A 22248-nucleotide genomic window follows, 5' to 3' on the forward strand; every position below is an offset into this window, starting at 1 on the left:
CGGAGTCCAGGCCCCCTAAATGAGCATTCCGAGCCTGTTTTTAACGCAGCATGATCGACGCGCAGGCAGTTTTCGTACAGAGCAGAGGCATAATGCGCCTGTCCCTACAGGCGTATCCGGCTCATGAAACCAACACTCCCCCGCAGACCTCGCTGGCGCAGCCTCGCGCTGTTGGCCCTGTGCCTGGCGCCGCTGCTGTGGCCGCTGGAACACCTTGCCGAACGCTATTACCGCAGCGAACTCGCCGGGCAGAATCGCCAGACCCTCGACCTTTACGTCGCCAACCTGCTCGGCACCCTGCATCGCTATGAAGTGCTGCCGCAGATCCTCGGCGACCTGCCCGCCCTGCGTGCGGTGCTCGGTGCGCCGGACGACGGCGTGACCCAAGGCAACGCCAATCGCCTGCTGAAAAACATCGCCGCGCAGACCGGCGCTGAAGTCATGTATCTGATGGATACATCCGGCCAGACCCTGGCGGCCTCCAACTGGGACAAGCGTGACAGCTTCGTCGGCCGCAACTTCGCCTTCCGCCCGTATTTCAGCGAAGCCATGGCCGGACGCCTCGGACGCTTCTTCGGCCTCGGCACCACCTCGGCCAAACGCGGTTATTTCTTCGCCGCTGCCGTGCGCAACGGCGAGAAAATCATCGGCGTGCTGGTGATCAAGGTCGACCTCGACCACACCGAAAGCCTGTGGGGCAAAACCCCTGAGCAATTGCTGGTGACCGACCACAACGGCGTGGTCATTCTTACCTCGCGTCCGGAGTGGCGTTTCCGATCAACCCGGGAACTGAGTGATTCCGAGCGCGCCGCGATCACCGCGATCCAGCCCTACCCGACCCGCGAACCCAGACCGCTGAACCTCAGCCCTGACGCGTGGCTGACGCAGACCCACGACATTGCCGAAACCGGCTGGAGCGTGAGCATTCTCGCCCCGCGCACATTGATCGATCGCCCGGTGCGCACCGTAGTCGCGATTGGCGGCGCCACGCTGCTGGTGGTCATGCTGCTGGTGGGTTTGATGATGCAGCGGCGTCGGCATTATCTGGAGCGCATCGCCTTCGAAGCCAAGGCCCGCCGCGAGCTGGAAGGCCGGGTCGCCGAACGGACCAGCGATCTGGAAGGCCTCAACCGACGCCTGAAGCAGGAAGTGCTCGAGCGTGAGCACGCGCAGCAGGAGCTGGTGCGCGCCCAGGACGATCTGGTTCAGGCCGGCAAGCTGTCGGCGCTGGGCACCATGTCGGCGAGCATCAGCCACGAACTCAATCAGCCACTGGCGGCGATTCGCAGTTATGCAGAGAACGCCGAGGTGCTGCTCGACCATCAGCGCACCGACGACGCCCGCGGCAACCTCAAACTGATCAGCGAACTGACCGGGCGTATGGCCTCGATCATCGCCCACCTGCGCGCCTTCGCCCGCCGCGATCGCCACGCACCGGAAAGTGTCGCGCTGCAACCGGCGCTGGACGATGCGCTGGCATTGCTGGCCAAACGTCGGCGCAGTATGGAAGTCGAGCTGATCCGCGACCTGCCTGCCGCCACGCTGTGGGTCGAGGCCGGCGAAACCCGATTGCGCCAAGTGCTCGGCAATCTGCTGGCCAACGCGCTTGATGCGCTGACCGAAAAAGGCCCGCCGCGCAAATTGTGGCTGAGCGCCCAAGCCACCGCCGACGGCGTCAATCTGTACATTCGCGACAACGGCCCCGGGTTCTGTATGGAAGCCCTTGGCCGCGCCAGCGAGCCCTTCTACACCACCAAGACCCGCACGCAAGGCCTGGGTCTGGGGCTGGCCATTTGCGAAACGCTGATGCGCGCCTTCGGTGGTGAGCTGTCGTTCGCCAACCACAAGCAAGGCGGCGCCCTGATCACCCTGCGCCTGCGCGCCGGTGCGCCCGGAGTCAGCCTGCAACCGTCCGAGGATCGAAGTGCATGACCATCGACAATCGCATCCAGGTAGTGTTGATCGACGACGATCCGCACCTGCGCCAGGCCCTCGGCCAGACCCTGGACCTGGCCGGTCTGAAAATCCTGCCACTGTCCGAAGCCAAAGGCCTGGCCGCACAGCTTGAGCGTGACTGGCCGGGTGTGGTGGTCAGCGACATTCGCATGCCGGGTATGGACGGCCTCGAACTGCTCAATGAATTGCATGCACAGGATCCCGAGTTGCCGGTGCTGCTGATCACCGGCCATGGCGACGTACCGCTGGCGGTGCAGGCGATGCGCGCCGGCGCTTACGACTTTCTGGAAAAACCCTTTGCCAGCGATGCCCTGCTCGACAGCGTGCGTCGCGCCCTCTCGTTACGGCGTCTGGTGCTGGACAACCGCAGCCTGCGTCTGGCCTTGAGCGACCGCAACGAACTGAGCGCGCGACTGGTTGGCCACTCGACGCCGATGCTGCGCCTGCGTGAGCAGATCGGCGCGCTGGCCGCGACCAAGGCCGACGTGCTGATCCTCGGCGAAACCGGCGCCGGCAAAGAGGTCGTTGCCCGTGCGCTGCATGACTTGTCGAGCCGGCGCAACGGTCCGTTCGTGGCGATCAACGCCGGCGCACTCGCCGAATCGGTGGTGGAAAGCGAGTTGTTCGGCCACGAGCCCGGCGCCTTCACCGGCGCGCAGAAGCGCCGCATCGGCAAATTCGAATTCGCCAACGGCGGCACGCTGTTCCTCGACGAAATCGAGAGTATGAGCATGGACGTGCAAGTGAAATTGCTGCGCATGCTGCAAGAGCGGGTCGTCGAACGCCTGGGCGGCAATCAGTTGATCCCGCTGGACATCCGGGTCATCGCCGCGACCAAGGAAGACCTGCGCCAGGCGGCGGACCAGGGCCGCTTCCGCGCCGACTTGTATTACCGCCTCAACGTCGCACCGCTGCGTATCCCGCCCCTGCGCGAACGTGGTGAAGACGCATTGGTGCTGTTCCAGCATTACGCCGACGAAGCCAGCGCTCGCCACGGTTTGCCGCCCCACGAACTGCAACCGGCGCAACGCGCATTGCTGCTGCGCCACACCTGGCCGGGCAACGTACGCGAATTGCAAAATGCCGCCGAGCGTTTTGCGCTGGGCCTGGAGCTGGCATTGGATAGCAGCGCTGACGGCAGCGGCGCCGCGCCTGTGGAAGTGGTCAACGGCGGCCTCAGCGAGCAAGTGGAAAATTTCGAGAAGTCGTTGATCGCCGCCGAACTGGCGCGCTCGCACAGTTCGGTACGCAGCCTCGCCGAAGCCTTGGGTATTCCGCGCAAGACTCTGCACGACAAGTTGCGCAAACATGGCCTGAATTTCGGCGACAGCAGCCACGGGGAAGAGAGCGAATGAGCAGCGCAAGCGAATACCTGGAAACGGTGCTGCATCACGACATTCCGCTGACCGTCGAGATGGGACTCAAGGTGCTTGAGTGGCGAGAGCAGCAATTGAGCCTGCACCTGCCCCTCGCGCCCAACGTCAATCACAAGAGCACCCTGTTTGGCGGCAGCCTCTACTGCGGCGCGGTGCTGGCCGGTTGGGGCTGGTTGCATTTAAGTCTGAAAGAAGAAGGGATTACCGACGGACACATCGTCATCCAGGAAGGGCAGATCAGTTATCCGCTGCCCGTGACCGGGGACGCCGTGGCCATATGTCCGCCGCCGGATGCAGCGGTGTGGAAGCGGTTTTTGGCGATGTATCGGCGTTATGGGCGGGCGCGGTTGACGCTGGATACGCGGATCCTGAATGCGGGAAGTCAGGCCGAGGCGGTGAGATTTACCGGGCAGTACGTGTTGCACCGCTGAAGATCAAAAGCCCCCTCACCCTAGCCCTCTCGCGAGGGAGAGGGAACCGATACGGGGATGCTGCAGATTCAAGTCGACCTGAAACTGCTTCGCCGAATCCACAATCGACTCGATTCTCCAGGTCCATGCATAGCGCCAGACCCCTCACCCAAGCCCTCTCCCGGGGGAGAGGGTTGGGGTGAGGGGGAATTCCGGATCAGCAGTTAACCTCGAGCCAACTCCAACAATCTCTCGCGCCATGCAGCCTTCGCCGGCAGCGCCAGAAAGAACTCGTTCAACAGCGATTCCCGCGGCGGATAACTGAACGCCTCGCCGCTCAGATCCAGCACCTCGCCACCCGCCCCTTCCAGCACGCCCTGAGCTGCCGCCGTGTCCCACTGCGAAGTGGGCGCCAGGCGTGGATAGCAATCGGCAGCACCTTCGGCCAACAGGCAAAATTTCAACGAACTGCCAATACTGGTCAGTTGCAGCTCACCGAGACTCGCGCTCAACCCGGCCAACAGACGCTCTTGCTCAGGACTTGAATGGCGGCGGCTGGCGACAACAGTAAACGCCTCGCCCGGCGCAGGCACGTCGCGCACCTGAATCGGCACCGGCGTTGCGTCCTTGTCGCCACGCCAGGCACCCAGTTCGGCGCCGCCGACGTAAAAACGACCGTTGGTCGGCATCGTCACCACGCCAAACACCACCCGGCCGTTTTCGATCAGTGCGATGTTGACGGTGAACTCCTCGCTGCCGCTGATGAACTCCTTGGTGCCGTCCAGCGGATCCACCAGCCACCAGCGCTGCCAGCCGGCGCGCACGTTCTGCGGGATATCGGCGTCCTCTTCGGACAGCACTGGAATGCTCGGATCAAGCGCCGTCAGCCCGGCAACGATCAGGTGATGTGCTGCCATGTCAGCAGCCGTCACCGGGGAATCATCGGACTTGGCCGTGACTTCAACACCGGCACGCCAGAACGGCAGAATCGCCTCGCCGGCCTGTAACGCCAGCTCGACCACCGGTGCCATCAACGGATGGGGAAAATTCATCAACGTCTCACTCATAGCTGAACACCCCGCGCTGGGTCAGCAGGTCACGGGTCAAATACAGCGCCGCCAACGCGCGGCCTTCGGTAAATTGCGGATTGAGCGCCAGCGCCGACAGTTCGCGCAGATTGACCTTATCGACGCGCATCGGCTCAGGCTCATCGCCTTCCAGCCGTTCCTCGTAAAGATCAGTGGCGAGGACGACTTGAATCTTCTGACTCATGTAACCGGGCGACAGCGACAGCTCGGTCAGATGCTCCAGTTGGCGCGCGCCATAACCGGCCTCTTCCTTGAGCTCCCGCTCGGCCGCCGCCAGCACATCTTCGCCCGGCTCGATCAGGCCTTTGGGCAGAGACAGTTCGTACTCCTCGGTCCCGCCGCAATACTCTTCGATCAGCACCGCATGCTCGGCGTCGAGCATCGCGACGATCATTACCGCGCCATACCCCGCGCCTTTGCCGACGAGACGCTCGTAGGTGCGCTCCACGCCATTGGAAAATCGCAGCTTGAGTTCTTCGACGCGAAACAGGCGACTGGTGGCGACGATCTCGCGGGCAAGTACGGTGGGTTTCTGGCGCATGCAAAGCTCCTTGGCGTGAACGCGCTACTATAACGCGGCTTTCCCGATTGTTTGCGTCGGATATCCTTTCACCGTTCGAGACGTTGCCATGCCCTCTTTACCGTGGTCCGACATCGATACCGTTCTGCTCGACATGGACGGCACGCTGCTGGATCTGCACTTCGACAACCATTTCTGGCTCGAGCACCTGCCCCAGCGCTACGCCGAACTGCACGGCATCAGCCGGGCGATGGCAGAGCTGGAATTGCAGCCGTTGTTCGAACGCCACGCCGGCCAGTTGCAGTGGTACTGCCTGGATTTCTGGAGCGCGGAGCTGAAACTGTCGGTGCGGGAACTGAAACAGGAAACCGCGCACTTGATTGCCCTGCGCGCGGATGCCGACACCTTTCTCGCCGCGATCAAGCGTGCCGGCAAACGGGTGATCATGATCACCAATGCGCACCGCGATTCGCTGTCGTTGAAACTGGAACGGATCGAACTGGCGCCCTACTTCGAGCGGCTGATCAGCTCGCATGACTATGGTTTTCCCAAAGAGAACCCACAGTTCTGGGACGCCTTGCAGGCGGACATCGGTTTTGATCCGGCGCGCAGCCTGTTTATCGACGACACCTTGCCGATCCTGCGCAGTGCACGGGATTTTGGCGTGGCGCATTTGCTCGCAGTGAAAGAACCCGACAGCCGCAAAGGGCCGAAGGACACGGCGGAGTTCGCTGCAGTCGGGGATTATCGCGATCTCATTACCGGACTCTGATCCCTGTAGGAGCTGCCGAAGGCTGCGATCTTTTGATCCTGGTTTTAAAAATCAAAGTCAAAAGATCGCAGCCTTCGGCAGCTCCTACATGACTGCGTTATTTTGGAATGCGCAGTTTTTGTCCCGGATAGATCTTGTTCACATCCTTGAGCATCGGTTTATTGGCATCGAAGATTTTCTGGTACTGGTTGGCATTGCCATAGACGCGCAGTGAGATCGCACTAAGCGTGTCACCTGCCTTGACCTCGACAAGCTCGGCGGCCGCCACAACCGGGCCGGTCACGGTGATCTGATCATCGACGCTGCCTACGCCCGCAATGTTGCCTAGCGCAAGCAGAACCTTTTCCTTTTCTTCCTGGCTCGCCACTTCACCGGTCACCGTCACCTTGTCGCCATCCACGGTCGCCTGCACGTTGGGATTGCCCAACCCGACCTTGCTGATATGTTCCTTCAACTGCTCACTCGCATTGGCATTGCCTGGGGTCAACAGATCAATCAGCTTCTCACCGGCCTCTTTCACAAAGCTCAACAGACTCATAGCACACACTCCTTGATTTGGGTTCCAGTCGTCCAAGCCTAGACCACCCCAGCCAAACCCGGTTCCAGTCCGACCAATGACGCTGCCGCGCCGCAGGCGGTAGAATCGCCACACCCCGCCAACCGCCCGGAGCGAAGATGGACATCAAGCAGCTGAAATTCCTCATCGCCCTCGACGAAACCCGCCATTTCGGCCAGGCCGCCGCGCGCTGCCACATCACCCAGCCGACCCTGTCGATGCGTTTGCGCAGCCTTGAAGAAGAACTTGATCTGCCACTGGTCAACCGCGGCCAGCGCTTCGAAGGCTTCACCGCGCCGGGCGAGCGTGTGCTGGCCTGGGCGCGTACGGTACTGGCGGCCTACGACGGCTTGCAGGCGGAAGCGGCGGCCTGTCGCGGCAACCTGATCGGTACGCTGCGCCTGGGTGTGGTGCCACTGTCGAGTTTCGATCCGTTACCGCTGATGCAACGTCTGCACGCAGCGCACCCGGAACTGCGCTTCGAGCTGTCCTCGCTAAGCTCCGAGCAGGTGCTCGAACACTTGGCGAACAACCGCATCGACATCGGCGTTTCCTATCTGGAGCGTCTGGACAGTGAGCGCTTCGATTCGCTGGCCTTCAACGAGACCCGCATGGGCCTGCTCTACGACGAGCGCTCGTTCAGCTTCGGCGAAGCGCCCCTGAGCTGGGAATCGCTGATCGAGCTGCCGCTGTGCATGCTCACCAGCGGCATGCATTTTCGCCAGTCCATCGACCACAACTTCCACAGTCGGGGCCTGACGCCGCAGCCGCTGCTGCAAACCGACGCCGTGCATCAATTGCTGCAAGCGGTACACGGCGGCTTTTGCTGCGCGATCATGCCGCTCGACGGCGGCGCGGAAACCCTCGCCGATCATCTGCGTCTGCAACCCATCGAGAATGCCCACACACTCGCTCCGCTGGGCCTGATCATGCGCCGTGGTGCGCCGCGCTCAGCGCTGGCTGAGGCGTGTTTCGCGCTGTATCAAAAATCGCCAAAAGACGCTTGATCGACGGCATCTATCGGTAGATCGGTAATAGCGATTAGACGCGACAACTTGCCGCGCCTAGTCTTGACCTAGATCAAACCGTCGGTGATGCCATGAACGCCAAGCGTCCAGCCTGCGCGGCGCCAGCAATCGAAACGCCCGCGCCTGTCGCCAGCCAGACCTACAGCTACAGCGATTTATCCTTCGAGGCATCGGCCAGCACCGCGCTGGCCGAGGAAGTTGCGTTGGCGATCGCCTACAACGGCATCAGCCAGGCAGTGATGCTGGTCACCCCGACTGACCTCGAAGATTTCATCGTCGGTTTCAGCCTCGGCAGCGGCATCATCGAAGATTCCAGCGATATCTATGATCTGCAACTGACGGGTGCAGGCTCGGCGCAATACGCGCAGGTGACCATCGCCAACCGGGCGTTCTGGAATCTCAAGCAGCAGCGTCGGCAGTTGGCCGGCACCAGCGGTTGCGGACTCTGCGGCGTCGAAGCGGTGGAACAGGCGTTGCCCGATCTTAAAGTGTTGCCGGGCGCAGCGTTGCCACCGATCGAGTGGCTAGATGGCCTGCGCCAGCGCATCGGCGCGTTCCAGCCGCTGGGCCAGCACTGCGGCGCGGTGCATGCGGCGGTGTTCATGAATGCCAGCGGTGAATTGCTGCTCGGCCGCGAAGACATCGGCCGGCACAACGCGCTGGACAAGCTGATCGGCGGTTTGATTCGCCAGAAAATTTCCACCGAGGGTGGGCTGGCGATTGTCACCAGCCGTTGCAGCCTCGAACTGATCCAGAAAGTCTTGCGTGCCGGCATCCAGACCCTGGTCAGCCTGTCGGCACCCACCGGCCTGGCCGTGCAATGGGCCCGGCGCCACAACCTCAATCTCATCCACCTGCCGCAGAAAAGTGCGCCGCGGGTGTACAGCCCCGCGATGGAGAATCAAGCGTGAGCCAACATCATCAAGCCGACCAGAAACCTGTTCCGCGCTACAAGCCTTACAAAGGCGCCGCCGGCGGCTGGGGCGCCCTGATCAGTGTGGCCCAGGCGTGGTTGACCAGCGACAACGCCTTGAAAAACCTGCGCATGATGCTCAAGACCAACCAGAACGGCGGCTTTGACTGCCCGGGTTGTGCCTGGGGTGATTCGCCGGAAAGCGGCATGGTCAAGTTCTGCGAGAACGGCGCCAAAGCGGTGAACTGGGAAGCGACCAAGCGCCGCGTCGATGCGAAATTCTTCGCCAAGCACAGCGTCACGTCGCTGCTGGAGCAGAGCGACTACTGGCTGGAATATCAGGGCCGTCTGACCGAGCCGATGGTTTACGACGCCGAGTCCGATCGCTACAAGCCGATCAGTTGGGAAGATGCCTTCACCCTGATCGGCAAGCACCTGCGCAATCTGCCGAGCCCGGATCAGGCCGAGTTCTACACCTCGGGCCGCGCCAGCAACGAAGCGGCGTATCTGTATCAGTTGTTCGTACGGGCTTACGGCACCAACAATTTCCCTGACTGCTCGAACATGTGCCACGAGGCCAGCGGCGTGGCGCTGGCGCAGAGCGTCGGTGTTGGCAAAGGCACGGTGACTTTCGATGACTTCGAACACGCCGACGCGATTTTCGTCTGGGGCCAGAACCCCGGCACCAACCATCCGCGCATGCTCGAACCGTTGCGTGAAGCGGTGAAACGCGGCGCCCAGGTGGTGTGCATCAACCCGCTGAAGGAGCGGGGCCTGGAGCGTTTCCAGCATCCACAGCACCCGATCGAAATGCTCACCAACGGCGACAAGCCGACCAACACCGCCTACTTCCGCCCGGCACTCGGCGGCGACATGGCCGTGCTACGGGGCATGGCCAAGTTCCTTCTGCAATGGGAGCGCGATGCGCAGAAGGCTGGCGAGCCGGCGGTGTTCGACCATGATTTCCTCAATGCCCACAGCGCCAACGTGCTGGAGTATCTCGCCACTGTCGACGACACCTCGTGGGAGCAGATCGTCGAGCAGTCCGGCCTGACGCTGGTCGAGATCGAGCAAGCCGCGCGCATGTACGCCAAAGGCAAGAACGTGATCATGTGCTGGGCCATGGGCATCACCCAGCACCGCCATTCGGTGCCGACCATTCAGGAGATAGCCAACCTGATGTTGTTGCGCGGCAACATCGGCAAGCCGGGCGCCGGTCTGTGCCCGGTACGCGGTCACAGCAACGTGCAGGGCGACCGCACCATGGGCATCAACGAGCGTCCGCCAGTGGCGTTCCTCGATTCGCTGGAACGTCGCTTCCAGTTCAAGGTGCCGCGTCATAACGGCCACAACGTGGTCGAGGCGATTCATGCGATGGCCGAAGGTCGCGCCAAGGTGTTCATTGGGTTGGGCGGCAACTTTGCCCAGGCCACCCCGGACAGCTCGCGTACCTTTGAAGCACTGCGCAACTGCGACCTGACCGTGCAGATCAGCACCAAACTCAACCGCAGCCACCTCGCTCACGGCAAGGATGCGCTGATCCTGCCGTGCCTGGGGCGTACCGATATCGACATCCAGACCGAAGGCGCGCAAGCGGTGACCGTGGAAGACTCGTTCAGCATGGTCCACGCTTCCAACGGCCAATTGCAGCCGCTGTCGAACCAGATGCGCTCGGAGCCGTCGATCATCGCCGGCATCGCCGCCGCCACTCTGGGCAGCCAACCGGTCGACTGGAACTGGCTGGTGGCCGATTACGGGCGCATTCGCGAACTGATCGCCGACACCATCCCGAACTTCAAAGACTTCAACGAGAAGATCAAAAACCCGGGCGGCTTCTATCTGGGCAATTCCGCTGGTGCACGCAAGTGGAACACGCCGTCAGGCCGGGCCAACTTCCGCGCCAACCAGTTGCCGAAAGATCTGGTCCACGAGCGCACTCGTGCCACCGGCCAGGTGCCGGATCTGATTTTGCAATCGATGCGTTCTCACGATCAGTACAACACGACAATTTATGGACTTGATGACCGTTATCGCGGCGTGAAGGGCCAACGTGACGTGCTGTTCGCCAACGAGGCCGACATCATTCGTCTGGGCTTCCGTCCGGGGCAGAAGGCTGACATCGTGTCGATCTGGGACGACGGTCGCGAGCGTCGGGTGAAAGGGTTTACATTGTTGGCGTTCGACATCCCTGCCGGGCAGGCGGCGGCGTACTATCCGGAAGTCAATCCGCTGGTGCCGCTTGAAAGCACTGGCGATGGCAGCCATACGCCGACCTCGAAGTTCATTGCGATCCGGCTGGAAGCGGCGAGTGAGACTGGGTTGATCATGGCCAAGTCTGCTTGATGCGGTGACTGGACGATTGCTATCGCGAGCAGGCTCACTCCTACAATTGACCGTGTCCTGTCTGTAGAAACGCGGTCACTGCAGGAGTAAGCCTGCTCGCAATGGCGGTAGCCGATTCACCGAATGTCTCGGCACTCAACATTTTTCGACCGCCCACAAAAAAGGCCGTTTTTGTATAAAAACGGCCTGTCCGAAGTAGCTAAAGACCGGCGAAAATCGGTTAAGTTCCGGTGAAAAAACAGTAACTTGCAATATTGTATACATGTCGTGTTATTCGTCGGATTTTGATTGTCACGCCCAATGCAGAGCCTCAGGATCGGCGCCGTCATCCCTTTGAGGCTCATCCTCTATGAAGTTCTCCTCGATTCTCTTGTTGTCCCTTGGCCTGGTCAGTGGCTTCGCTTCTGCCGGAGGCACCACCGAAGCAGGTGTGGGCGGCGCATTGGGCGGGGTTCTTGGCTCGGTCGTCGGTCAATCGTTAGGCGGCAATACAGGTTCCACCATCGGCGCAGCCCTGGGCGGCGCGGGTGGTAGTGCGGTCGGCGCAGACAAGCGCAGCCGTGGCGAAGCGGCCATCGGCGGTGCACTGGGTGCAGCCGGCGGTAACGTGGTTGGCCGCAGTCTTGGCGGCACCACCGGCAGCCTGATCGGCTCTGCCGCAGGTGGCGGCGCGGGCGGCGCGCTGGGTAACTACATGGGCAACAAGAGCGACGACGATGATCGTCGTTACGACCGTCGCCATGATGACCGTCGCTACTACCGCGACCGTGGTCACCCGGGTCGCGGCCACGCCTACGGCCACCGCAAGCATCACAAGTACTATCGCCACCATTGAGGCGAAGGCTTGAATGAAAATCGCAGCCCCTTGGGCTGCGATTTTTTTTGCGCGCTCAGATGACCAACCGTTCCAGCGCCCCGCGCAAACTCGCAGGAATCGGCACCGGCTGATTGCTCGCCCGATCGACAAACACATGCACAAACCGCCCCGCCGCACACGCCTCGCTTTCGCCGACCTTGAACACCGCCAGCTCGTACTGCACCGAACTGTTGCCCAGCTTGCCGACCCGCAGTCCGATCTCGATCAGATCGGGGAAAGCGATCGAGGCAAAGTAATCGCACGCCGAACTGACCACGAATCCCACTACTTCGCCGTCATGAATATCCAGGCCGCCGACCTGAATCAGATAAGTGTTCACCGCCGTGTCGAAAAAGCTGTAGTAGGTGACATTGTTGACGTGACCGTAGGCATCGTTGTCGTGCCAGCGTGTGGTGATGGGCTGGAAGTGAGGGTAGTCGGATCGTTGCGGGGTCGGGCTGGACATTGAGCAGGGATTCCTTCGGATTTTTCGGCGAGTCTAATTCAAACCGTGGCAGCACCTTCGCGAGCAGGCTCGCTCCAATATTGAAAGGCGCGAACCTGTGGGAGCGAGCCTGCTCGCGAAGGCGATGTATCAATCGCAGCATTGTTCAGCGATCAGCAAACCCCCTCCCCTGCGCCGCCAGCTCGCCAATCAGCCGCGCCGGCTTCCACTGATCGCCCTGGCGCGTCTCCAGCGCCAGCAGGCGCTGATGGATATCCGCCAGCCCCTGATGATCCGCCCAGGCCATCGGCCCACCCTTATCCGCTGGAAAACCATAGCCGTTCAAGTACACCAGATCGATGTCATGGGCCGAGCCGGCAATGCCCTCCTGGAGGATCTTCGCGCCTTCATTGACCAGCGCCAGCAAACAGCGCTCAAGGATTTCTTCAGAACCGATGTCGCGACGCTGGAAACCCAATTCCTCACTGACCCGCAGCACCAGTGCATCGACCTCGGGATCATGCTCGGCCTGCCTACTGCCCGGCTCGTAGTGGTAATAACCATTGCCGGACTTCTGCCCGAACCGGCCCATTTCGCACAGGCGGTTATCGATCTGGGCCTCCGGCGCATCCTGGCCCTTGCCAGCGAGCTCCCGAGCACGCCACTCCAGATCGATACCGACCACGTCGTACATGCGAAACGGCCCCATGGCGAAGCCGAAACCTTGCAGCGCGGAGTCCACCTGCTGTGGATAAGCGCCTTCGAGAAGCATCTTGCGCGCTTCGAGTACATACGGATGCAGCATGCGATTGCCGATAAAACCGTGGCAGTTGCCCGACACCACGCTGACCTTGCCCATACGCTTGCCAAGGGCCAAGGCGGCTTCGAGTGCCGCCGGCGACGTTTGCGCGCCGCGTACGATTTCCAGCAGTTTCATGATGTGCGCCGGGCTGAAGAAGTGCAGGCCCAGCACCTGTGCCGGGCGCCGGGTCGCAGCGGCAATGGCGTCGATGTCCAGCGCCGAGGTGTTGCTCGCCAGCAGAGCCTCAGGCTTGAGCAGGCCATCCAGCTCACGAAAGATCTTCTGCTTGAGCTCGAGGTTTTCGTACACCGCTTCGATCACCAGGTCGACATTGCGGATCGTCGCGTAATCCGCCGCCGCAGAGACGCGAGCGATACGGGTATCCGCTTCGGCCTGATCGATGCGGCCCTGACGCACGTTGTGTGCATAAGTTTCGGCGACCGCCATCAGCGCCTGCTCGAGCATCTGTGGATTGTTATCCACCCACTGCACGCTCACGCCGGCATTGGCCAGGCACATGACAATGCCACGGCCCATGGTGCCTGCGCCGATCACCGCAGCCTGCTGGATTTCGAAGGATGTCTGGCTCATGTTGTTCTCTTGTGAGTGGCCCGAAGACAGATTCCAACCTTAGTCAGGCCACGACGCTTTTTGAAGTCTATTAGCGTGATGATCGACATTCAGCGGATGGATGCAGCGCCCACAGATCCTCTGCCTAATCGAGCAAGTGATTGTCTGCCCACTCCCGGACTTCAGCGTAGGGATACTCCTCCAGCACTGCGAATCCTGGAATCGCGCGCGCCTTGAGCCTGGTGAACAAAGGCACGCTGATACCGCAGAGGAATCGCGTCAGGCGTTCGGCCGACGGAATGCGCCCAGTGTGCTGCTCATGCCTGTGGATAAATTCATCACACAATTCTGCGAAGTTTTTATCCACAAGCGCCGGCAACGCTGGCGGCTCGGGCAACCGGGCGACATGGCCGTGACACACCGAACAATGGCCACAACGCTCGGGGGCATTGTGATCACCGAAATATTCGGCCAGGCGATAACCCAGGCAGCGCTCGGTGGCGAACACCTCGAGCATGGCGTGAATCCGCGCCACCTCAGTCTGTTCGTGGCGGGTGAAATACTCGTGCAGCTCAGCGCTCAGGGCATCGCTGGCAAAATCACTGTGCAGCAGGCTGTAAACCTCGGTCATCTGCTTGCTCTCAAGCTCGACCCAGCCTCTTTCCTGGAAGTAATCCAGCGCTGTCACCACGCGATTGCGCTCGGCGGAATACTGCGAGTACATCGCCTCGAAATCTACCGTGGCCCAAGTGCGTGCTCGCGCGGACGTTGTGATGATCGCCGCCACGAAATCCCTGCGCTCGCCTTCAAAACGCTCGAGCAGTGCCTCCGGCTCGAGCAAATATTTGAAGCGATACTCGGCGTAATAGGCGTAACGCGGAGCAATCAGACCGCGCAGTTCCAGCTGCACCAGCAACGTCTTCAATGGCAACGAGCGAATATTGCTCTGATCCGCCAATGGCCCGAGCAGAAACTCCCACTGCCCCTCAGGCACCGAAGCTTTCAGTTCATCGAGTACATAACGAATGCCATCGCGCTCGGGTGTGTCGCCGTAAACGAAGTTCTCCAGCACATTGAGGCTGTCGCGATTGGCCAGCACCAGGCAGTCAGAGGGCTGACCGTCACGGCCGGCACGACCGATTTCCTGGCTGTAGTTTTCGATGGATTTGGGCAGATCGAAATGCACGACGTTGCGAATGTCGCTCTTGTCGATCCCCATGCCGAAGGCAATGGTGGCGACGATGCAATTGGACTGCCCGGCCATGAAGCGGCGTTGAATGTCCTCACGCTGATCGTGGGGCAAACCTGCGTGGTAAGCCTCGGCCTGGATACCGTTGCGCTCGAGATGCTCGGCAATGTGCTCGGCGGTCTTCTGCAACGTGACGTAGACAATGCTCGGTTGCCCGGGGCGCTCGGCCATCCATTCCACCAGCCGCCGGCGCTTGTCGTGGCTGCGCACAGGCTCAACGAGCAGGTTGAGGTTGGGTCGGTAAAAACCAGTGGTCACCACATCTGCCGGGGCAATGGCGAACTTGGTCTGCATGTCGGCGATGACTTTCGGTGTGGCCGTAGCGGTAAGCAGCAGGGCCTGGGGGATGTTGAACTGGCGCTGGTAGTCCGGCAGTTTCAGGTAGTCGGGACGAAAGTTGTGGCCCCACTCGGAAATGCAGTGTGCTTCATCGACCACCAGCAACGAGATCGGCACCTGTTGCAGAAAATTGCGGAAGCGCTCGTTTTTCAGGCGCTCGACGGAAATCATCAGAATTTTCAGCTCGCCCGAACGCGCACGGGCCATGACGTCGTTGGCATCCTCGCGGCTCTGCGCCGAATCGATACTGCCTGCCGAGATGCCGTGACGCTTGAGAAACGCCAGTTGATCCTGCATCAACGCCAGCAGCGGCGAGACCACCAATGTCAGATGCGGTAGCAGCAGGGCCGGCAGTTGGTAGCAAAGCGATTTGCCGGAGCCGGTGGGAAAGATCGCCGCCGCCGAGCGCCCCGCCAGCACCGCGCTGATGGCGGCCTCCTGACCGGGTCGAAACTGTGGATAACCAAAAACCTGTTCCAGGGTGTTGTGCATTCGCTGTCACTCCTTTGACTGCTGCCATGCCCAAAGCCTAGCGGGCGATCGCAGCGAGTCGAGAAAAGGTTGGGGGCAAATCGATACGGAATGATACAGGGTATCAAGCGTACACGAGGGATCGTCAGGTAGATAAAGTATCCGGACAACTAACGATTCCGCTCAATAAAACCTTCATTACAGAAAAAACAAAAAACAGATTTATTCAAACCTACAAGAATCGAAACAACCAAGCACTTTATCAAGCGAACCCACTCAAACTAATTTACTTGCTCTTAAAACAAACGAGAGCAACAACATGACAACGTTAACCATTTTTTTCTGCGGTACCGGTTCCAACAAGTTTGATGACAAACATAAAAGCTTCTGGGATGGCGAAATCGTTTCTACGCTTGCTGCACACCACGGCGGACGCGAATTTGCCGATTGGATCGTGGTCGACGGCCCTGGCAGCGGCAATCTGCAAGCCGATGACCTGTTCACCAAGACCTCCGAATACGGCCTGTCTGGAACCCTGTTCGGTAAAGGCTGGGACGAAAACGTGCAACACGCCATAAATGTCATCAAAGGCAAATGCGACTGGCAGCGTAAACAACTTACCGAGGCAGAATATAACCGTCTGAAAGCCGCAGGCATTCCTATTGAAGATGTGAAAGTGGAAGGCTCCTGGTTGTGGCGCCAATACAACTATGGCGAGCGGAGTATCACGCAGCAGAAATTACAGGAACAGATCATCAAGACTTTCCGCAAGGACAGCATCATTCCCACCCGAGTCAATATGGTCGGCTGGAGCCGTGGGGGGATCAGTTGCCACATGTTGGCCAATGCCATGTTCAAGGACGCTGCCCTCAAACATATTCCGGTGAATATATTTGCGATTGATCCAGTTCCGGGTATCGGCAACTTTCAGGAAAACCGGGTGAAACTTCAGTCCAACGTCAAGGAATACATCGCTTTCTATGCCCGCGACGAGCGCTCGAAAGGCTTCAGTTGCGTGATTCCACAAACAGCCACGGGTACCAGGACCTCGATCTACCCAATGGCCGGTCGCCACGCCACCCTCGCTGGCAACGCTACAGCGCTTGGCGGCGACCCCACCAGCGGCAGCGACCTCAACGCCCTGATCGAACCCGGCCGCATCGTTCGCCATTTCGCCGAAACCTGCCTCAAACGCTGGGGCGTCCCACTGAGCAAAACCCTCAACCTGAGCAATGCCGACCTGCTCCGATTCACCGGCGCCATCGTCAGCGACGAAGCTCGCTACAAGAAGATGCACAGCCAGTCCTACACCTATTTCACCGAGCTGGACAAAGGCGAGCGCTATGTCTCGCTGGGCAGCAAAGGCGTGCCGTTCTCGGCAGTCAAAGGCACGATCTACCGGCCGGCAACCGGACTGACCACGAGCCTGCTGGATATTTCCGGTTACCAGCATCTGCGTTGAAAAACGTTGAAGAATCGATAGCAACGTCCGGCAAAGAGTTCGTCCCGTTCCTACTTCACGTGATGCCTTGTCGGCTATCGCGAGCTGGTGGTGCGAACCTATAGTCGTGGGTGTCGCTGTGTGTTCAGCGACTCGGGCTTGGTCACCCGATTGGTTCGTGTATACGCATGCACTGTATGCTGCGGGCACTCATTTGCCTGCAGTTTATGGTGACTGTGTTTGGGACACCCTCGGGTGTGCCGGGTATGTGCACGATCCTCACCGGTTGACCAACCCGAACACAGTCGCCTCCTGTCGCTTGGTCACGATGTGGCGGCTTCATTTGCAGCATCTGAGGGTCGAAAAATGAAAGCACGCAGTCAATACACCACCGATCGCTACCGCCCACTCGAATCAAACCTCACCGACAGCAAACCGCTGATCATCGACACACAAGCCAACCCGCAGGACATCCTCGAGTGCGCCGTCCAGCGCCTGCGCGCCTCCAGCGACCTTCTGCAAACCCTGTACTGCCTGAGCTTCAAACAAGCCGACGTCGAAGACATCCCCCACATCACCCACGCCTTGTACCTGCTGACTCAGGACGGCTACGACCTGCTGCAAGTCGCACAGACACAAATGCTCAACTGGAAAGCGCCGGCCTAAGCCGAGCAGCCTTATCACCGCCGATCCCTGTCGGCGATCAACCACCAATCATCCTCATCAACACTTCAGCATTGCCTGAAAGTAAGTCACTGGCGTACATTGACCATGATTTTTATTGAGACTTCAGTCTTTACCCGCCGAGTAAGAGAGTTACTGGACGACGATGCCTACGCCACCTTTCAAAAGCAGCTGGTCGCAGACCCGTCCATTGGCGATGTAATCGAAGGGACCGGGGGGGTGCGTAAAGCACGAGTCGCCTCCAAAGGCCACGGTAAACGAGGAGGAGCACGGGTCATCTACTACCACTTCGTTTCAGCATCACAGATCGCGTTCTTGATGATTTACTCAAAAAATGAGCAGCAGGATCTTACTCATGACGAACGGAAAGCACTGAAGGCCATGATTGGAAAGTGGAGGTAACCATGAGCAAATTTTTTGATGAGCTGATGGAAAGCGTGCAGGAAATGGATGAGATTCTTCGGGGTGAAAAAAAACCTTCCCGCGAATTTCATGTGGATGCATTACAGGTTAAACAGATTCGCAAAGCGACGGGAATGACGCAGGCAAAGTTCGCAGCCTTGATTGATGTCCAGCTCGGGACGTTACGCAATTGGGAGCAAGGTCGTCGTCAGCCGACTGGCCCGGCTAAAGCATTGCTCAAGGCCATTCATAACGATCCTGTCCATGTGCTCAGTGCACTTGCTGATTGACAGGTTCTGAAGAAGTAGCCAAGCCAAAGCCAAAGCCCAGTCTTTGAGGCCAACCAGGCTGCATTTCAAATCGAAAATAAAAACCGCCCCAAAGGGCGGTTTTTTTTATTCACTGCAAACCACTACTTACAACTTCGGCCCAGCAGCCTTGATCGCGTCGCTCACTTCGAACTTCTTGAAGTTCTCGATGAACAGACCGGCCAGTGCTTTCGCTGCCTCGTCGTACGCAGCCTTGTCAGCCCAGGTGTTACGTGGGTTGAGCAGGTTGGTGTCGACGCCCGGAACGGCCAGTGGCACGTCGAGGTTGATGGTGTCGAGGTGCTCGGTGGCTGCACCGATCAGAGCGCCGCTCTGGATAGCGGCGATCACTGCACGGGTGGTCGGGATGTTGAAGCGTTGGCCGACGCCGTAGCCACCGCCGGTCCAGCCGGTGTTGACCAGGTAGACCTTGGAGCCGAAGCCGCGGATGCGCTTGATCAGCAGCTCGGCGTATTCACCAGCCGGACGCGGGAAGAACGGTGCGCCGAAGCAGGTCGAGAAGGTCGACTTGATGCCGCTGCCCGAACCCATTTCAGTCGAGCCCACCAGTGCGGTGTAGCCGGACAGGAAGTGGTAGGCCGCTTGTTCTTCGTTGAGGATCGACACTGGCGGCAGTACGCCGGTCAGGTCGCAGGTCAGGAAGATCACCGCGTTTGGCTCGCCACCCAGGTTCTTCTCGGAACGTTTGGCAACGTGCTCCAGCGGATACGCCGCTCGGCTGTTCTGGGTCAGGCTGACATCGGCGTAGTCGGCGTGCTTGGCATCGTCAATGACGACGTTTTCCAGCACCGCGCCGTGCTTGATGGCTTTCCAGATGACCGGCTCGTTCTTCTCGGAGAGGTCGATGCACTTGGCATAGCAACCGCCTTCGATGTTGAACACCACGCCTTCGCCCCAGCCGTGTTCGTCGTCACCGATCAGGTAACGGCTTTCGTCGGCCGAAAGAGTGGTTTTACCAGTGCCCGACAGACCGAAGAACAGGGTCACGTCGCCGTCTTCGCCGATGTTGGCAGCGCAGTGCATTGGCAGCACGTCAGCGGCCGGCAGCAGGAAGTTCTGCACCGAGAACATGGCTTTCTTCATCTCACCGGCGTAACGCATGCCGGCGATCAGCACTTTTTTCTGCGCGAAGTTGATGATCACGCAGCCGTCGGAGTTGGTGCCGTCACGCTCAGGCACGCACTCGAAGTTGGCGACGTTGAGCACTTGCCATTCTTCGCGGCCAGCCGGGTTGTACTGGGCCGGGTTGATGAACAGGCAACGACCGAACAGGTTCTGCCAGGCAGTCTGCGTGGTCATTTTCACGGCCAGGTAGTGATCTTCCGCCGCGCCTACATGCACGTGGGAAACGAAGTGCTCTTGCGCATTGTTGAAGGCCTCGACGCGAGCCCACAGGGCATCGAAATTGTCGGCCGGGAACTTGCGGTTGATCGGGCCCCAGGCGATAGCGGCCTGGGTGGAAGGCTCTTCAACGATGAAACGGTCGACTGGCGAACGGCCGGTGCGGTGACCGGTGCGAACAACCAGAGCGCCGGTATCGGCAAGCTCGCCTTCACCGCGATTCAGGGCTTCTTTTACCAGATCATCAACACTCAGATCGGTGTACACGGCGTTATTGGCTTGCGTCATGAGGTTCCCCGTCGGCCAGTGGCCGAGTGTGCTCCAAACGTTTTGTAGTAGAAAGTCGTGCACTACTACCGCGAAAAAAGTGGGCCGGATTATGCCAGAAAAGCCCAAAAAGAGTAGGGTCCTCCCGTCGTAACGGCGTTATTCCGTCATTACGCAGTGAATTTACCTGCGCTGAACCGTTTTAGTGACGGGTATCTGACGGCGTATCGACGCCCGCGCCAGCGAACAATTGAGCGATATCGGCCGCGTCGAACAGGTACTGCTGATTGCAGAACTGGCAATCGATCTCGACTTTGCCGCCCTGCTCGGCTGCCAGCGCCAGCGCATCTTCCAGCCCAAGACTGACCAGCGCATTGCCAGAGCGTTCCCGCGAGCAGCTGCAACTGAAGCGCAGATGCTGCACATCGAACAGGCGGACCTGCTCTTCGTGGTACAGGCGATGCAGCACGGTTTCATTGTCCAGGCTGAGCAGCTCATCGGCGCTCAAGGTGCTGGCCAGTGCGGTGAGGTGCTGCCAGCTGGCGGCCCGTTCTTCTTCGTCTTTCAAGCGATCGGCGGGCAATTGCTGCAGCAGCAGGCCACGGGCACGACGACCATCGGCGAACAGCTTGAAGCGCGTGCCGACTTGCTGCGACATGACGAAATAATTGGTGAAGCAATCGGAGAGGGTTTCGCCGTCGAGATCGACAATGCCCTGATAGCGCTGGCCCACAGTCGGATCGACAGTCAGGGCGAGAACGCCGTTCGGCATCAGGTCGCTGAGGGTGGCGTCCGCCGCGATCTGCTCGGCGTCATAGCGCGCCAGGCCACGGATTTCGCGCTCGCTGGAGCACTCGATCATCAGCAGCGGAATCGGCCCTTCCGAACGCGCCTGCAAGATCAGCAAGCCATCGAACTTCAGCGTGCCGACCAGCAACGACGCGGCCGCCATCAGTTCGCCGAGCAACTGCGCGACTGGCTCCGGGTACGGGTGCTTGGCGAGGACTTCGGCGTAGCTGCGCTCCAGCGCTACCAGTTCGCCGCGAGTGTCGCTGTCATCGAAGATGAAGCGTTGAGTGAAATCGGTATCCGCTAGGTCGGTCATAGGTCTGGGTATCTGAATGTGATGACAAAATGGTTACAAAACGTGAAAATTTGCGCTTGCTGGCACTTTTTTGGTGCCGGCGCTTTTCGCCATGGGAGGCATTTTATGAACAATCCGGGTTTGTTCCAATCAAGGTGGAACCTCGGCCGGCTGGTTCTGTGTAACGTAGTGCCGTTGGCGCTACTGGCTTTCTGGTTATGGCCTACCGGTCAGATGCTGTGTGTGATTTTCGACGAGTGGCTGTTTCGCTCGCTGAATGCACCGCTGGCCAGCAACCCGATATGGCTCCACATCTGGGCAATTGCAAGTCTGCGTCCGTTCGACATTGTCGTTGGCCTGATTCTGCTGACGCTGCTGATCAAGGGCGACTGGGTCTTCAGGGCGATCGACGTGCGCCGCGCATTCTTCGGTTTTTTCTCGATCCTGCTGTTGATGGTGGTGATTCGCGCGCTGTTTTCCAAATTCGCCGATCACATGGGCTGGCAGCACAGCAGCCCGTCGATGGTGATCGAGGGCGCCGTGCACATCAGCGATTACTTTCCGCATCTGGAAAAAACCTGGGAGCTGAAGGATCGTTCGGGCCAGAGTTTCCCGGGTGATCATGCCTCGGTGCTGTTGATCTGGGCGTTGTTCATGGGCGTGTTCAGCCGCACCGTCGGCCAGTTTTTCACGGTCTGGGGTCTGGCAGTGCTGTTCATGTTGCCGCGCCTGGTGGCCGGCGCGCACTGGGGCCAGGACGATTACATCGGTGGCGTGCTGCTGGCGGTCTGGGCGTTGGGCTGGGGTTACTACACACCCTTTGCCTGGCACGCGTCGAACTTCTGGTTGAAGCTGACCGCGCCGGTTTTCGCGCTGCTGGGCAAGTTGCCGCTGGTGTCGCGGATGAGTGTGGTGTCTGCCGCACGCTGATGAACCTGTGGCGAGGGAGCTTGCTCCCGCTCGGTTGCGCAGCAGTCGCCATACCGGTCGGTGCATTTGTCGCTTG

At 60.0% G+C, this 22248-nt stretch carries 21 protein-coding genes; 13 read left to right on the forward strand and 8 right to left on the reverse strand.

Annotated features, from left to right (window positions below; all coding sequences use genetic code 11):
- Positions 1-123 precede the first annotated feature (123 nt).
- The 3 genes from QRN33_RS13350 to QRN33_RS13360 are packed head-to-tail and all read left to right on the forward strand — an operon-like array spanning position 124 to position 3763.
- Positions 124-1932, forward strand: coding sequence for a sensor histidine kinase (locus tag QRN33_RS13350; RefSeq protein ID WP_285408967.1), 1809 nt, complete (start codon positions 124-126; stop codon positions 1930-1932).
- On the forward strand, positions 1929-3311 hold the full coding sequence (locus QRN33_RS13355) for a sigma-54-dependent transcriptional regulator (protein WP_042608600.1): 1383 nt from the start codon (positions 1929-1931) through the stop codon (positions 3309-3311). The genes QRN33_RS13350 and QRN33_RS13355 overlap by 4 nt, the downstream gene beginning before the upstream one ends.
- On the forward strand, positions 3308-3763 hold the full coding sequence (locus QRN33_RS13360) for a YiiD C-terminal domain-containing protein (protein WP_285408968.1): 456 nt from the start codon (positions 3308-3310) through the stop codon (positions 3761-3763). The genes QRN33_RS13355 and QRN33_RS13360 overlap by 4 nt, the downstream gene beginning before the upstream one ends.
- A gap of 203 nt (positions 3764-3966) precedes the next feature.
- Here the strand turns inward: QRN33_RS13360 and cysQ are convergent, their stop codons facing one another.
- Positions 3967-4794 (reverse strand): 3'(2'),5'-bisphosphate nucleotidase CysQ, encoded by an 828-nt coding sequence (gene cysQ, locus QRN33_RS13365; protein WP_285409007.1) that lies wholly within the window; start codon positions 4792-4794, stop codon positions 3967-3969.
- A gap of 7 nt (positions 4795-4801) precedes the next feature.
- A complete protein-coding gene (nudE, locus tag QRN33_RS13370; RefSeq protein ID WP_042608597.1) occupies positions 4802-5371 on the reverse strand; it encodes an ADP compounds hydrolase NudE in 570 nt (189 codons plus the stop codon).
- Between the two features lie 88 nt (positions 5372-5459).
- Between nudE and yrfG the strand changes: the two genes are divergently transcribed.
- The gene (gene yrfG, locus QRN33_RS13375) at positions 5460-6122 is read left to right on the forward strand and encodes a GMP/IMP nucleotidase (protein WP_159244953.1); all 663 of its coding nucleotides are present in this window, start codon (positions 5460-5462) and stop codon (positions 6120-6122) included.
- A gap of 97 nt (positions 6123-6219) precedes the next feature.
- Here yrfG and lysM read toward each other — a convergent pair whose 3' ends face one another.
- On the reverse strand, positions 6220-6660 hold the full coding sequence (lysM, locus tag QRN33_RS13380) for a peptidoglycan-binding protein LysM (protein ID WP_042608595.1): 441 nt from the start codon (positions 6658-6660) through the stop codon (positions 6220-6222).
- A gap of 137 nt (positions 6661-6797) precedes the next feature.
- On the opposite strand from lysM, the gene QRN33_RS13385 reads away from it, so the two are divergent.
- The 4 genes from QRN33_RS13385 (at position 6798) to QRN33_RS13400 (ending at position 11797) form a co-directional block, all read left to right on the forward strand.
- Positions 6798-7685 carry a LysR family transcriptional regulator gene (locus QRN33_RS13385; protein ID WP_064363390.1) on the forward strand — a complete coding sequence of 296 codons (888 nt, stop codon included), beginning with the start codon at positions 6798-6800 and terminating at the stop codon, positions 7683-7685.
- Positions 7686-7777: 92 nt separating this feature from the next.
- Positions 7778-8617: a formate dehydrogenase accessory sulfurtransferase FdhD gene (fdhD, locus tag QRN33_RS13390; protein ID WP_285408969.1), complete on the forward strand. Its 840-nt coding sequence runs from the start codon at positions 7778-7780 to the stop codon at positions 8615-8617.
- The gene (locus QRN33_RS13395; protein ID WP_285408970.1) at positions 8614-10962 is read left to right on the forward strand and encodes an FdhF/YdeP family oxidoreductase; all 2349 of its coding nucleotides are present in this window, start codon (positions 8614-8616) and stop codon (positions 10960-10962) included. The genes fdhD and QRN33_RS13395 overlap by 4 nt, the downstream gene beginning before the upstream one ends.
- A 349-nt stretch (positions 10963-11311) precedes the next feature.
- Complete coding sequence (locus tag QRN33_RS13400; RefSeq protein WP_039756448.1) at positions 11312-11797, forward strand: glycine zipper domain-containing protein; 486 nt, start codon at positions 11312-11314, stop codon at positions 11795-11797.
- 55 nt (positions 11798-11852) lie between these two features.
- On the opposite strand, the gene QRN33_RS13405 is transcribed toward QRN33_RS13400, so the two are convergent.
- From QRN33_RS13405 to QRN33_RS13415, 3 genes are all read right to left on the reverse strand, one after another.
- Entirely contained in the window at positions 11853-12284 is a 432-nt protein-coding gene (locus QRN33_RS13405) for an acyl-CoA thioesterase (RefSeq protein ID WP_285408971.1), read from the reverse strand.
- Between the two features lie 145 nt (positions 12285-12429).
- Positions 12430-13656, reverse strand: coding sequence for a 3-hydroxyacyl-CoA dehydrogenase (locus QRN33_RS13410; RefSeq protein WP_285408973.1), 1227 nt, complete (start codon positions 13654-13656; stop codon positions 12430-12432).
- Positions 13657-13780: 124 nt separating this feature from the next.
- Positions 13781-15715: a RecQ family ATP-dependent DNA helicase gene (locus tag QRN33_RS13415; RefSeq protein WP_285408975.1), complete on the reverse strand. Its 1935-nt coding sequence runs from the start codon at positions 15713-15715 to the stop codon at positions 13781-13783.
- A 298-nt stretch (positions 15716-16013) separates the two neighbouring features.
- Between QRN33_RS13415 and QRN33_RS13420 the strand changes: the two genes are divergently transcribed.
- The 4 genes from QRN33_RS13420 (at position 16014) to nadS (ending at position 18511) form a co-directional block, all read left to right on the forward strand.
- Positions 16014-17156 carry a hypothetical protein gene (locus QRN33_RS13420; RefSeq protein ID WP_064363395.1) on the forward strand — a complete coding sequence of 381 codons (1143 nt, stop codon included), beginning with the start codon at positions 16014-16016 and terminating at the stop codon, positions 17154-17156.
- 345 nt (positions 17157-17501) lie between these two features.
- Positions 17502-17801: a hypothetical protein gene (locus tag QRN33_RS13425; RefSeq protein ID WP_285408978.1), complete on the forward strand. Its 300-nt coding sequence runs from the start codon at positions 17502-17504 to the stop codon at positions 17799-17801.
- Positions 17802-17906: 105 nt separating this feature from the next.
- Complete coding sequence (locus QRN33_RS13430) at positions 17907-18221, forward strand: type II toxin-antitoxin system RelE/ParE family toxin (protein ID WP_285408980.1); 315 nt, start codon at positions 17907-17909, stop codon at positions 18219-18221.
- 2 nt (positions 18222-18223) lie between these two features.
- Positions 18224-18511: a NadS family protein gene (gene nadS / locus QRN33_RS13435; RefSeq protein ID WP_064363398.1), complete on the forward strand. Its 288-nt coding sequence runs from the start codon at positions 18224-18226 to the stop codon at positions 18509-18511.
- A gap of 126 nt (positions 18512-18637) precedes the next feature.
- Here nadS and QRN33_RS13440 read toward each other — a convergent pair whose 3' ends face one another.
- Together QRN33_RS13440 and hslO are read right to left on the reverse strand one after the other, a co-directional pair.
- Positions 18638-20179, reverse strand: a complete 1542-nt coding sequence (locus QRN33_RS13440; protein ID WP_285408983.1) for a phosphoenolpyruvate carboxykinase — start codon at positions 20177-20179, stop codon at positions 18638-18640.
- A gap of 181 nt (positions 20180-20360) precedes the next feature.
- Complete coding sequence (gene hslO, locus QRN33_RS13445) at positions 20361-21263, reverse strand: Hsp33 family molecular chaperone HslO (RefSeq protein ID WP_042608585.1); 903 nt, start codon at positions 21261-21263, stop codon at positions 20361-20363.
- Positions 21264-21368: 105 nt separating this feature from the next.
- On the opposite strand from hslO, the gene QRN33_RS13450 reads away from it, so the two are divergent.
- The gene (locus tag QRN33_RS13450; RefSeq protein ID WP_042608584.1) at positions 21369-22172 is read left to right on the forward strand and encodes a phosphatase PAP2 family protein; all 804 of its coding nucleotides are present in this window, start codon (positions 21369-21371) and stop codon (positions 22170-22172) included.
- Positions 22173-22248 lie beyond the last annotated feature (76 nt).

This window comes from Pseudomonas sp. FR229a (assembly GCF_030209115.1).
Taxonomy (GTDB): domain Bacteria; phylum Pseudomonadota; class Gammaproteobacteria; order Pseudomonadales; family Pseudomonadaceae; genus Aquipseudomonas; species Aquipseudomonas moraviensis_A.

Excerpts from the sequence above, each read along its gene's own strand:
- QRN33_RS13350 (WP_285408967.1), top strand. The coding sequence starts at position 124 with ATGAAACCAACACTCCCCCGCAGACCTCGCTGGCGCAGCCTCGCGCTG.
- QRN33_RS13355 (WP_042608600.1), top strand. The coding sequence starts at position 1,929 with ATGACCATCGACAATCGCATCCAGGTAGTGTTGATCGACGACGATCCG.
- QRN33_RS13360 (WP_285408968.1), top strand. The coding sequence starts at position 3,308 with ATGAGCAGCGCAAGCGAATACCTGGAAACGGTGCTGCATCACGACATT.
- cysQ (WP_285409007.1), bottom strand. The coding sequence starts at position 4,794 with ATGAATTTTCCCCATCCGTTGATGGCACCGGTGGTCGAGCTGGCGTTA.
- nudE (WP_042608597.1), bottom strand. The coding sequence starts at position 5,371 with ATGCGCCAGAAACCCACCGTACTTGCCCGCGAGATCGTCGCCACCAGT.
- yrfG (WP_159244953.1), top strand. The coding sequence starts at position 5,460 with ATGCCCTCTTTACCGTGGTCCGACATCGATACCGTTCTGCTCGACATG.
- lysM (WP_042608595.1), bottom strand. The coding sequence starts at position 6,660 with ATGAGTCTGTTGAGCTTTGTGAAAGAGGCCGGTGAGAAGCTGATTGAT.
- QRN33_RS13385 (WP_064363390.1), top strand. The coding sequence starts at position 6,798 with ATGGACATCAAGCAGCTGAAATTCCTCATCGCCCTCGACGAAACCCGC.
- fdhD (WP_285408969.1), top strand. The coding sequence starts at position 7,778 with ATGAACGCCAAGCGTCCAGCCTGCGCGGCGCCAGCAATCGAAACGCCC.
- QRN33_RS13400 (WP_039756448.1), top strand. The coding sequence starts at position 11,312 with ATGAAGTTCTCCTCGATTCTCTTGTTGTCCCTTGGCCTGGTCAGTGGC.
- QRN33_RS13405 (WP_285408971.1), bottom strand. The coding sequence starts at position 12,284 with ATGTCCAGCCCGACCCCGCAACGATCCGACTACCCTCACTTCCAGCCC.
- QRN33_RS13410 (WP_285408973.1), bottom strand. The coding sequence starts at position 13,656 with ATGAGCCAGACATCCTTCGAAATCCAGCAGGCTGCGGTGATCGGCGCA.
- QRN33_RS13415 (WP_285408975.1), bottom strand. The coding sequence starts at position 15,715 with ATGCACAACACCCTGGAACAGGTTTTTGGTTATCCACAGTTTCGACCC.
- QRN33_RS13420 (WP_064363395.1), top strand. The coding sequence starts at position 16,014 with ATGACAACGTTAACCATTTTTTTCTGCGGTACCGGTTCCAACAAGTTT.
- QRN33_RS13425 (WP_285408978.1), top strand. The coding sequence starts at position 17,502 with ATGAAAGCACGCAGTCAATACACCACCGATCGCTACCGCCCACTCGAA.
- QRN33_RS13430 (WP_285408980.1), top strand. The coding sequence starts at position 17,907 with ATGATTTTTATTGAGACTTCAGTCTTTACCCGCCGAGTAAGAGAGTTA.
- nadS (WP_064363398.1), top strand. The coding sequence starts at position 18,224 with ATGAGCAAATTTTTTGATGAGCTGATGGAAAGCGTGCAGGAAATGGAT.
- QRN33_RS13440 (WP_285408983.1), bottom strand. The coding sequence starts at position 20,179 with ATGACGCAAGCCAATAACGCCGTGTACACCGATCTGAGTGTTGATGAT.
- hslO (WP_042608585.1), bottom strand. The coding sequence starts at position 21,263 with ATGACCGACCTAGCGGATACCGATTTCACTCAACGCTTCATCTTCGAT.
- QRN33_RS13450 (WP_042608584.1), top strand. The coding sequence starts at position 21,369 with ATGAACAATCCGGGTTTGTTCCAATCAAGGTGGAACCTCGGCCGGCTG.